At 59.5% G+C, this 11,510-nt stretch carries 9 protein-coding genes; 1 reads left to right on the top strand and 8 read right to left on the bottom strand.

Features of this window, described 5'->3' with window-relative positions; translation table 11 throughout:
* Positions 1 to 60: 60 nt before the first annotated feature.
* From WKF55_06215 to WKF55_06200, 4 genes are all read right to left on the bottom strand, one after another.
* Complete coding sequence (locus tag WKF55_06215) at positions 61 to 492, bottom strand: hypothetical protein (GenBank protein ID MEJ7759171.1); 432 nt, start codon at positions 490 to 492, stop codon at positions 61 to 63.
* The gene (locus tag WKF55_06210) at positions 489 to 884 is read right to left on the bottom strand and encodes a hypothetical protein (GenBank protein ID MEJ7759170.1); all 396 of its coding nucleotides are present in this window, start codon (positions 882 to 884) and stop codon (positions 489 to 491) included. The genes WKF55_06215 and WKF55_06210 overlap by 4 nt, the downstream gene beginning before the upstream one ends.
* 286 nt (positions 885 to 1,170) lie before the next feature.
* The gene (locus tag WKF55_06205; protein ID MEJ7759169.1) at positions 1,171 to 3,429 is read right to left on the bottom strand and encodes a hypothetical protein; all 2,259 of its coding nucleotides are present in this window, start codon (positions 3,427 to 3,429) and stop codon (positions 1,171 to 1,173) included.
* A gap of 34 nt (positions 3,430 to 3,463) precedes the next feature.
* Positions 3,464 to 4,456 (bottom strand): glycosyltransferase family 2 protein, encoded by a 993-nt coding sequence (locus WKF55_06200; protein ID MEJ7759168.1) that lies wholly within the window; start codon positions 4,454 to 4,456, stop codon positions 3,464 to 3,466.
* 146 nt (positions 4,457 to 4,602) lie between these two features.
* Between WKF55_06200 and WKF55_06195 the strand changes: the two genes are divergently transcribed.
* On the top strand, positions 4,603 to 5,964 hold the full coding sequence (locus tag WKF55_06195; protein ID MEJ7759167.1) for a right-handed parallel beta-helix repeat-containing protein: 1,362 nt from the start codon (positions 4,603 to 4,605) through the stop codon (positions 5,962 to 5,964).
* Here WKF55_06195 and WKF55_06190 read toward each other — a convergent pair.
* Genes WKF55_06190 through WKF55_06175 form a run of 4 tightly spaced genes read right to left on the bottom strand, consistent with a single transcriptional unit; the run spans position 5,929 to position 11,499 of the window.
* Positions 5,929 to 8,172, bottom strand: a complete 2,244-nt coding sequence (locus WKF55_06190; protein MEJ7759166.1) for a hypothetical protein — start codon at positions 8,170 to 8,172, stop codon at positions 5,929 to 5,931. The two genes, WKF55_06195 and WKF55_06190, sit on opposite strands and share 36 nt — an antisense overlap.
* Positions 8,169 to 9,482 (bottom strand): DUF4910 domain-containing protein, encoded by a 1,314-nt coding sequence (locus WKF55_06185; protein ID MEJ7759165.1) that lies wholly within the window; start codon positions 9,480 to 9,482, stop codon positions 8,169 to 8,171. Before WKF55_06185 ends, WKF55_06190 begins: the two co-directional genes overlap by 4 nt.
* Complete coding sequence (locus WKF55_06180; protein ID MEJ7759164.1) at positions 9,479 to 10,657, bottom strand: hypothetical protein; 1,179 nt, start codon at positions 10,655 to 10,657, stop codon at positions 9,479 to 9,481. Before WKF55_06180 ends, WKF55_06185 begins: the two co-directional genes overlap by 4 nt.
* The gene (locus tag WKF55_06175) at positions 10,654 to 11,499 is read right to left on the bottom strand and encodes an AAC(3) family N-acetyltransferase (GenBank protein MEJ7759163.1); all 846 of its coding nucleotides are present in this window, start codon (positions 11,497 to 11,499) and stop codon (positions 10,654 to 10,656) included. Before WKF55_06175 ends, WKF55_06180 begins: the two co-directional genes overlap by 4 nt.
* Positions 11,500 to 11,510: the final 11 nt, after the last annotated feature.

Genomic DNA, 11,510 nt, shown 5'->3' with positions numbered 1-11,510 from the left:
TGAAAATACACCTTGCCTGGGCCATGAGCATGGCCTCCGCGCGGGCGGGCCTGAAAAACCTTACCCGGGAATTTCCACCCGGTCGGCCGCTACTCCCTCGAACCGCGTCTTGTCCTGATCCCCCGCATATGGCCCCTGTTTCACCTCGACCATTTCGACCTCGTCGAGGACCTGGAATCCATGGCCGCCGGTGGCAAGGAGTATCACGTCGCCGGCATGGAGGATCCGGCTTTGTAGATACACCTGAGAACTGTCATAAAAATCCACCCTCAGGCGCCCCTTCTTGATAAACAGCACTTCCTGCGTGTACTGAACGCTTCGCGCTACCGGATTATGCACGTGCGGGTCAATCACCTTGCCCGCCGGATGTCGCATGAATGCAAGCTGCTGCGAAAGATCGTTAGGTGTGAAGAAGTGGATTCCGTGCTCATGAAAATCGCGAGACACGATTACAGCCAGAAGGTCGTCGCCCGATTTCAGCGTCTCTATCATCGGCCGGCGCAGCAGAGGCGAACCGACGCCGCAGAGATATAGGGAATCATGCTGCAATATACGTTTGGGCGGCGGCGCCCGTCGCCGATATAGTTCGACCGGTGCAACCAGGGAGCATTTGTTTCAGCCACATATATACGCTCCCGCGCGCTCGACGACGTGCCTGGGTCAGACAATGCCGGATTGGGCACGCTGTCATCGGCCGGGTGAACACCGAGACGTGGGGCATTGTAAAGACCTCGTGCGGCATTTTGCCGGATACGAACGAGATCAGCTACCATCCGGAGACCGTCGGCAACTACTGCCACTTTCGAACCGGGCTGATGCGTCCAGTTCACTGACACCTCGCGAATATCGTATCCCAGCTCGCGGCAGATAGATAAAGAGAGCATGATCAAAGTCGGAATGACGAGTGTCCGGTTGTGCCATTATGCACTCCGAGATGTACGTGGCAGTTTTCACCCGCATGCATCCGCGCGCCTTCAGCGGTCGCAAAAAAAAAATTGTGCAGTGAAAGGGTTGGGACAATTTCCGGGGCCTTGGCAAATATCATTTCACGACTGCCCAGGAGTTTCCGCTTTTGTGGTGTCGCCGGCAGAGGGTCGCCAGGCCGACCTGTTTATCACCCGACGACCCCTCCCCGGCGCGCGTCTGCTGGACATGGAACGATGACCGGTACTAGATCGCCGACAATGCGGCGCCGGCCGGACAGTCGATACGCTGAGACCGCAACACCCCGGCACCCTGGAACCGGAGGATTAGTACCCGGTCAAGCTGGCTCCGGCGTGCGCGGGCACAAAGAGCCGGCGCTGATTCATCCTCCGCAGTTTGCGCGCGCCTCCTCGGTGAATATGCCCCCAGCCCGTAGTAGCGACTCAGCTTGCATCCGAATGCCGGCATTCCGTCTATCATCGCCATCCCGGAAAGGGCGGGCGCAATGAATGATGCATAGGTGCAAGCCCCAGGTCGCGCGAGAATGCTCCAGTAGGCAGTCTCGGACTGCGGAATAAAAAGGGCAGTTCTTCGCCGTTCGTCACGCGGCAGTCGACTCAATGCCCGCAGCTGGTCGAGAACCTGAATGTTTCGCGAATTGCGGATGCCCGGTTGCAACACTCCAGGCTCGATCAGCCGGGGCAATGCACGGATTCCATCGGCAGATGGCGGGCCACCGTCGGACTGGTAAACTGCGCGACGGGTCGCAGCGTTATCCCGGAGCATCTGAGCGGGCCATCGCAGAGCATTCGCGCCCATGGAAATCAGCAGCGGAATGGCGATAAACGCGACGAGCGCAAAAACCGCGGGAGTGCGGCTCAGTGAATGCTGAGCCCTGGCCGCCGGTATCGCGGGCCGGGCCGGAATCCCAGGCTCGCCCGTCCCGGTCCTGTTGGGGAGCATGAGGACATTGGCTGCGGCAACGAGCAACGCTACCGACAGCCAGCGCTGCACATCGGAGAAGTAGAACGCCGACCCACCGTCGATGTGGACTGCGAGTCCCGGAGCGATTCCAGCCGCCGCGATCACCACGACCGACTCGGCGTCGAGCAACCGGCGTTCCCTGATTGCCGCATAAAGATCGCCAAGAGTCCGAACACCCTCGTACCGAAGCCTGAGCACGACGAAAACCCACGACCACAGTAGATGTATCACGAAGAAGAACGGCCACCACGGGCGAGGCACGAACGCGTTCAGGAAATCGAACGCCGCAAACCCTTCATTGTGAGCCGGCTGCGATACGCGACCGTAAGTCAGAAAAACGAGCAACACCAGCACCACGCCAGCCGCTGCAAAAAGAGGATGCCTGTAAAGGCGCAGCCGGAACCCAAGGTACAGTGAAAGGCCAAACCCGAGTACCATCAGCGAGATCTTGACATATCCCAGCGCGACAATTCCCAGCGGGAAAATTGCCAGCACAAAAAATGAATCCGTCACCTTGTTTCCGCGCGTCTTCCAGAACACGAACGCGGTTGCCAGCAACAGCAGCGCGACGGGTACCGCGACTGTATAAGACTCTGAGATGACCACGTTCGATGTCCACACCCCCATCGAATCCATCGCCGAAACCGGAATCACTCCCACGCTTGCAACGAGTAAAACCAGCCATGGCCGAACGCCGCTCAATGGTCCACGCGCGGCCGTCCCGGACAGCCGGCCGATTTCGGTTGCTACAGCCAGGATAGCGCCAAAGAAGAGCGGAATTGCAATGACTGGGAAGGCAAGCTGATAGAAATCCAGACTGTCAACGCCGAGCAGGTTCGACCATTGAGCAAAGAGCCACATCGAGCCCCAGTGGTAGGCAGTATATGGGAGCCCATCTAATCCGGTGCTCGCGCTGCCGTAGGTGCGGAGCATGCTGGCAAATGCCATCAGCGGCAGCGAGTCATGATGCACGACACCACTGACGGCGAGATTTTCGAAGAAGAGAGGATTCTTGTAGATACGTCCCCAAACCACCCCGGATGTCCACAACGCAAACGCGCCGCTGCCGCCTATGATCGCGGCACTGGTTCGCGGAGACTCACGCTGCAACCAGCTGATCAGGGTCAGGACGAAGGCAATCGCCCCCGCGACACCCAGCACTGCACCCGAACTAACACTCCCTTCACCAGCGATCCGCCCAGCGGCAGCAGTGAACGCGAGCGCCACCAGCCATAGGAAGCAGTAAGATGATAACCAGGAATACTTACCGGTCCGCAACGCTATGAGATGCCGTACAGAGTGCGGAAACGAGATGAGGAACAGACTGAAGCCGACGGTCCTCAGCACGGGCGCGACCGGATTTGAAAAGCCGCTCCGGCTCATCCAGTAAACCGCACCAATGACAATAGCGGCAACCGAGGAGCAGACAACGACGGTTCCGAACGATTCATCGGCCAATCGCCTCTCCCGTTTCACGGCGTTCTGAAGCGGGTGGTCAGCCGGCTCTGCGTCAGCGGTCACCGGATCAGGGGCAGCTGAATTTCCTTTTCGTGCTTCACCCTTCGATCGATCGTGCTTTCCGCGGCGACGAATCCGGTGGCGCGATGCCGGTCGACCGGTCGACGACATACAGCGGACGCTGTTTCACCTCGTCATAAATACGGCCTATGAATTCGCCGATCAGACCAAGACAGATGAGTTGCACTCCGCCAAGGAACAGAACCACGACAATGGTCGAGGCCCAGCCGCGTGCCAGATCGGCCGAAGTCGTAAGACGCTCGATGATGAACGTGACCCCGAGTATGAAACTCGCTCCGGAGACGACGAACCCAAAATATGTGGCAAGGCGAAGTGGCGCCTTCGAAAGCGAAAAGATGGCGTCCGTCGCGAGTCCAAAGAGTCGCGCCAGCGAATACTTCGTTTCTCCCGCGAACCGGCCCGGCCGCTCAAACTGCACCGCCGTCTGCCGAAACCCAAGCCACGCTCTGAGCCCGCGGATGTAGCGATTGCGCTCCGGCATGGCGTTCAGGAGATCGACCACCTGGCGGTCCATCAGGCAGAAATCGCCGGTATCCGGGGGAACCTTGACTTCACTGAGGGCGCCGAACCCTCGGTAAAACAGGAAAGCTGTCGCGCGGAAGGCAAGGCTCTCGCTGCGTCTCGCTATACGTTGCGCGTAAACGACCTCGAATCCTTCGCGCCATTTCGAAACGAGGTCGACGATCAGCTCGGGAGGATCCTGAAGATCCGCATCGATGACGATCGCGCAGTCGCCCGAGACCGCGTGAAGGCCTGCCGTCACAGCCGCCTGATGACCAAAGTTCCGTGAGAAATGCAGTGCCTTGAATCGACGATCTTCATCGCAGACCGCGTCCAGCATTGCCGCCGATCGGTCGCGGCTGCCATCGTTGACGAGGATCACCTCGAACGACGCATTCATTCCTTCGAGCACGGGCAGCAGCCGCGAATGAAGCGCGTCGATGACCAGTTCCTCGTTGAAGATGGGAACTACCACCGAGATGACAGGATGGTCTTCGGCTATCGGCAAGTCGGATAGGAATGAAGGAATCGGTGAGCAGAGAAATGGCGGGGCCGCAACGACCTGCGGCGCGTGACGCAACGGCCGTGCGTCAGTAAACTTAGAGTAGCGGTACCGTGCCGCAAGTTTCTCTATCTTCATCCAAAGAACAAAAAATGACCATCGACCGGCGGGCATTTATCGCGGCAAGCGGCGGACTGATTGCGGGCGGACCCGGGGTCACACCGCCCGCCACGGCGCTTTCACCAGCCGGTTGCGCGAATGCGCAATCGCACACCGTCAGCGTCCGGGCCACACCGTTCCTCGCACGCGGTGACGGTCGGGCGAACGACACCCGTGCCATCGAGGCGGCCCTGAATGCCGTGGCTGCAGCAGGCGGGGGCGTGGTCGAGATTCCCTCGGGCGACTACCTCGTCGATACGATTCGCATCCCTGTGGTCAACGGAGGAACCCTGCGAATCGTCGGCCAGGGATGGAGTTATGACTCAGGTGCGACATCGCGCATCATCTCCGCATCCGCGCGGCCGATGTTTCAGCCCGGAGGCGGGGTCAATGGCATCGAACTGTCGATGCTCCACCTGGACGGCAACAATATCGGAACCACCGGCTGGGACGGGCAACACGGTAACAAAGCCCGCCTTTACAATCTGCTCGTTGATCGCTTTACGAAGTACGGGATCTACTTCAATCAGGGACTGTGCGAGCTCAGACAATCGTATGTGCGGTTCAATCGTGAAGCGGGCGTTCGGGCAAGCAGTGACGGCTGGTTCTCGGGCAATGAAATCGGGTCTAATGGAGGCATCGGCTTGGTCGTATCGGCCGGAGGAAATCGCATAACTGACAACCTCATCAACTCAAACGGGTCTCACGGAATACACATTACCGGCCGAACCACGAGCAATCTCATCAACTCCGTCATAGGAGGTTACCTAGGCGAAAACGTCGGCCAGAACATTCTGATCGAGGGAGTTTCAGCTGGCGACAGGAACGTTGGGTATACATCCATCGTAGGCTGTTTCATTCAGCAGACCGGCCCAAAGCGAGCTGGAGGCATCCGCGTTGTGAACGCGCGTCAGACCCAGATAACCGCTATCAATTACCTCGGTGGCGCAAACGATACCGGATGCATTTCGATGGATGGCTGTGACTCATCTCAGGTCTCCGGAGTGGCAGCATCGTACTCGTCTGGCAACGTTGTGCGGCTCGATCGCTGTGACGACATTAGTATTTCAGCGGTGACGTCACGCGATCACGCATCGGCCACAACGCGCCTGGACGACACCTACATGATTCGCGTCGGAGAAGGCTGTCATCGGTGTTCAGTGACTGACGTTCGCGCCACTGATGCTCGAAGCCCGGCGTACGCACGGGGGATAAAAAACAACGGGCAGGGCACGATTATCCTCGGCGCCTACACGTTTTCAGGGGCGTCGAACGCGAATGCATTTGGCGGTGCGGCGGTAATGACGTTCGATGCAGGCTCAGGGAGATGGATCACTCTCAACGGGCGAGTGTAGCGATCGCCTGTACCGTTTGATTATCCAGCTGTCATTTTCGAATGACTCCACCTGCGTGTGTGATTTCTCGATCAGTCTGACAACGCTTTCGTACCCCGGATTTATCTCCGTCTTTTGCTGGATGAGCCATCCTCCACTTCCCATGCGGGTGGAGAACCGCTCGACGTAGGCATCGCGACGAATTGGCGGGAGGGTGCTGATCACTTCGTAGGGCTTGGGCATCCAGGCCTGCTCACTCGTGGCGGCTTGCCCACCAAAAGTTGCGGGCCAGCGTGGCAACAGAAACTTCCCATTGCTCGTGAAGAAGACCCGATCCGATCGTTCGATTCCCGCCTCAGCAGCGAGCGTTGCAAGCGAAGGCTCCATGACCGGCACCTGCATGGAGATCGCCGTCATCGGCACCTGTGGTTCTCCCAGCAGGGCCGGGAATCCACCGTGCGCATACGTGAGTGCGGCGGGAAAGCAGATAAGCGGCACCGCCACAAGCTTGACCAGGCGAACCCAGTACGCCTGCAATAGAGAACGGCAGAGGTGAAGGACGATCGCGAACGCAAACACCAGCAGCGGAATCAGACTTAGAAGATTGACCGGATGACTGCGGGATACGAAGTAGCTCGAGATGGCCCAGATCATCCCCAGCGAGCCGACCGCAACGAAAACGCGCGGATGGCGCGGGTCGAGGATAAGAAACTGAATGGCGGCGGTGGATACTGCCGCGAAGACCACGATCAGATACCACACCGCACCGTAACCGTCTATCGGAAGCGCACTATACCCGCCACTGAACAAAAGCGCGTATTCGTAATAGGCCGCCCAATCGGGGGCGTGACCCTCGAAGATCTGGTAGACCAAGCTCGTCAGAGCGACCGCCGACAGGATGCCCCCGGTGAACAAACCCAGGCTGACAGCGGCATATCTCGCCATGACCCGCGATGTCCCACTCGTCGCCCGCATCTCTGAAGCAGCCTCGCCTGACCGGTGCAACGCGACAAATGCCCGCTGCACGGCGAATACTCCGAACGCCCCAACCCAGGCAACTGTGCAATAGATGGCGCTTTCCGCGGACCACGCCACACTGGCGATCCACACCAGCGTTCCGACGATCGCAAATCGTCGCGCCGATACTTTGTCGCCTCGCCTGTATTTCCACACGAGCACCGCCAGTATCGCATAGCACCAGAAAAACCGCATCGGGCCACCCGCGGGGGTCATCTGCGCCGGTAAAATCAGCGCGGAGGTTCGCGGACGAAAGAAAAGTGCTGACGCGGTGAAAGCGATGGCGAGCACACGCCCGGCGATGCCGCGCCGAAGGCCTTTCACAACGCCGTAGATCGCCATGGCGACGACAACGTAGAGAATTGCCTGGAGGAGGTACAACGCCTGCCACGCATCGTTGAGCGGCAATAGCGCGGGAATAAGGACGCTGAAGAAGCCGTATTGAGACGGCACGTCCCACAGCAACCAGCCGCCCTGTCTCAATGCTTCAATCGGCCCCACCCAGAAGCTCCAGTGGTAAAATTCGACGATCGGAGCCGTGCGGAACGAGAGAATGATGAATGCCAGCAGCGCCGGGATGTCAGCGACCGATGGCGTGAAACGGCGATCACCAGCAACCGCACGGACTTCCTCCCGGTTCGGGCTTCCGGCAAATAGCACCGGCACAGCGCAACCGATCAGCGCGAGTAGTAACAGCGGCGTAAGGTAAGACTGGACAGCCCAGTCCCCGGGTCGCGTCCATGACGCAAGGGTGATCACCGATGACCATACAGCAGCGAGCATGACTGCCGAAACAATCAGAGAAGCGGGGTTGCGATCCGGACGTTCCGGCTTGACCCATTCCGCGCCGATCATTGTGACCACTGTGAGCGCGACACTTATCAGAATCGCCGCCGGCCCAAACGTCCCGACGAAGGCGGCGCCACAAACCAGCAGGAATACGCCGAGGGCGCCGTCGATTCCCCGGAGAAAGCGCTGTCCTGACATTCGAGGGCCAAATACCGCCCACCCTGCAGCAACGACGGGAAATGCAGTCCCGAGCGCCAGAAAGACAATCCACTCCACCGTCTCCCGCTGGCCACCTCGTCCAAAGAAGCGGATGATCGGTGGAAGCCATGCCGCGCCCGCAACGACGATAAGTGTGATAAGACCAGTCACCCATAGCGGACTTATTGCGGCACGCCATGCATCCCACGTCAGGCGGATTATCACTTGTTCAATACTTCGATCAGTCCTGCGCTCTTGAGCTGCCCTGCAATTTCAAGCGCCTGCGGCGCGCTTATTCCGGTTCGCGTGGCGATGTCGACGAGGTCCATGGTGCCATCCGAATACGCCAGCACGTTGGTGAGCGCACGCACCGTGAAGCCCGAGCCGCGTGTGCCGAGAGTCGGATACAGGCCACGTTTTCCGAGCTGGGGCTCGCACAGAGTGGTTGCCCGGTATGTGTGATTGTTCTCCAGCAGCTCGATGCACTTTCGCAGCGCGTCAAAACCGCCTGCCAGCCCGGCGGCGGTGATCAGCGAGAGATCGTCGAGAGACGTATGATACTCGCTGTAGCTGTTGTACCCTGATCGCATGATCGATACAACAGGGAGATCCACCCCCGGACTGCAATACTGGCGTTCATCACTCCCCCGCTCGAGAAACGAGTAGCGAACGTGGTCCGGCGCGTGCGCGCTCATCACCAGCCGCGCCGCCCTGTCGGCGAGGGTATCGCCATGCCGCGAGCTCAACAATGTGTACGCTCGCTCGTCGCCGACACAAGTCACTACAAACCCGGCGACAGTATTTCTTCGCATCGCCTCCAGGTTGCGACTCAGATACACAATGGATCCGATAGTCTCCGGAACGAACACTATCCGATAGGTGAATCTCCGGTCATCGAACGAGGCAAGCCATTCGGCGAGAGCTGTGCAGACCACGGGGCCGGACAGCTCGTTGTTTGCCATGGATGGGTGACAGATGTAGGTCGACAACAAAATCTCGTTTTCCTCCCGGCCCCTGAGAATCACCTCTCCATACGTGAGTGAACCTGCCGAAAGCGTGCTGTCGATGACCACACGATATCTCCCCGCTTCAAGCGACTCCCGCTCTGCGTGAGACATGCAGAATCCCCACCTGCGCACATAGTATGAGGTGATGTATGGGATCGCATATGGTTGCTCCGGGAGCGAATGCAGGTGTGGTTGCAGCTCTTCGAGTGTCATCCAGTTGTCGACGGGGACCGAGTATCCCACCACATGCAGATTGCTTCTCGCGAAATCCACGACTCTCCTGCCGCTCTCATCCTCGATATATGCGGCCCTGATGTTCCACTCATCGGGCACTGTCCAGTCGAACGCCTCGGTACCTGACGGCACTTCGTGCACCGCCATCGCCGGCACGATCTCCTTCAGATATGCCAGCGTCTGTCGCACTCCGTCGCCGGTGATACTTCTGCATACCGGGAAGAGATCGGTTGCCCACCGGTACATGCGCCGGCCGCGTTCCAGTCCATCGGCATCCACCTCGCTGACGGTCATCCCCTGGAGGCCGGCGCTCTCCGCGCCACGGAGGTGAGCTGCTCTTTGCCCACTGATGCGTGCTCGGTATGCAGCCCGCCATGGATCGCCCCGCTTTTCACCATTTCGTGAAACCCGTTCAGGGCGGCGCGGTCGCCGCGGAAAAGCTGTGGCTGATACTCGTTGAAGGTGGCCACCACCCTGGCGGGATTGAATGTGCGCTTCACTTCTTCGAGCTGCGCGCTCAGCCGCTCAATGTCGTTGTCGTATATCCTGAAGTTGGGTGAATGGACACCGGGCCCAGCCGAGGCGGGATCGACCTTCATCCAGTGAGCGCCAGCCCAGTTTGCATGGGGTGCAAAGACAAGGCTGCCACACGCCTGCAACTCGCAGATCGAAAGTCCAAAGCTCTCCCGATGTGCGAGCATGAAAATTCCTGTCCGTCGATAGATAGCACGGATATCTGCGGCTGTGTATGAGCCCTTCAGAACTTCGTACGGGATTCCGGCACGCTCGAGCGCGCTGAGCTGCATCGGTCGGTACGATGCATAATCCTTCCGGTTCTCAGCGAAATCCACGAGGGCTCTCAGCTCACCCCCCTGGTCCGGAAAAAGACTGCCGTCGTCAAGGTCGATTCCGATTACCGTACAGGGCTGTCGACCCGGAGGCATCGCCAACTCGCTCGCCGTCGAAGCCATCAGATACCAGTCGTATCGGTCCATACCGAACACGCCCCGCTCGATTCCCTGCATGTCCGCATCCGTGAGCCCGGCATCCTCGCCATTCAGAATGGCGCGGCCCCATTTCACGATCGTTGGCAGATAGTGCAGATCGTAGTTGACAATCGGTATTGACGGCAACAGGCGGCGAAGCAACTCGATGTTCGGCATTCCAACCCGCGAAAAACTGAGCGGCACGTTAGCCACGACAACCACGACGTCACAACCGCGAATACTGTCGACGAATCGTGAGAGCTGACGGCGACGGGGCAAAAGCCGGAGCGTGGTGCCGGCAATCGACCGCGCGGACGACCAATCGACGGAGGTTGGTAACCCCAGATGGTGCAGACCGTCGTACCTCACCCACGCGTCTGCACCAGATGCGCACAGCATGCGTTGCAAGCCCTCAGCGGTAGGCCGCACGAAACTATCGCGATTGTTCGCCAGAATCGCAATCCGCAGCGACGGGCCGGTCATTCCGGGGACCAGAGCGGTTCGGGTGACTCAAAATCGCTGATGAGGAATCTGCGGCCGAGGCCATCGAGAGCGGGAGCCACCCATCCACGGCTGGCGGCGTCCAGCAGTGCGAGCGGGTCGGCCTTAATGGCCCCGCCCCAGAGACTGCATAGATCACGCGCAGATGCGGCAACGAGCTCGTCGTGCCCCTCCACGCGCCTGCAGACCCCCGCTGAGAGGGCCGCTTTCAGCATTCCTGTCCAATCATAATCGAGTCCAGTGCCAAATGGCCGGACGTGATAGCAGAGTGACCCGCGTCTGCTCGTACCATCGCGCATCACCACCCGTCCGGGAAACAGCTTGTCGTAGCGGTACGCAGGTCCGCCCGCTGACCGTTCGGCGTAATGCACGATCGTGCTGCAGTTGAACGTGTCGCCGTAATAGAGAATCACCCCATCGGCTTCCACCAGCTTCGCGAATATGCACGACTCGCCGAACGGATCGGTGTTATCGCCCCATTGGACACTCGGCTGGTGCCCGGAGCCCGCTACAGAAAAGATCGGTATTGGACTGCGCCAGTCGGCGGCAGTAGTGAGAAAATGCTGAGGGATCGGGCCAAGTTGCGTCTCGTCGACAGACAGGTCGAAGACCCGCGTACGCGGAAAATCGTAATTGAACGTTGGCAACCACAGATCACGCTCGGCAGCCATCTCTCTGAGCATTGCAACATGCGCCGAGAGAAGCTCCGGCCGGGAGGGCGCTCGCCCAACCAGCCTTGCAGTGCGGAAAGCATCGGAGTGCACGAACACCGGGCCTTTGCCCAGCTCTGCCAGCAACGCCACCGTCGTTGCCGCGACACTCATGCGAAGCCTGG

Source organism: Gemmatimonadaceae bacterium (assembly GCA_037721215.1).
Classification (GTDB): domain Bacteria; phylum Gemmatimonadota; class Gemmatimonadetes; order Gemmatimonadales; family Gemmatimonadaceae; genus UBA4720.
Note: the sequence above shows the minus strand (reverse complement) of the source record. Positions and strands in the feature narration are given on the sequence as shown.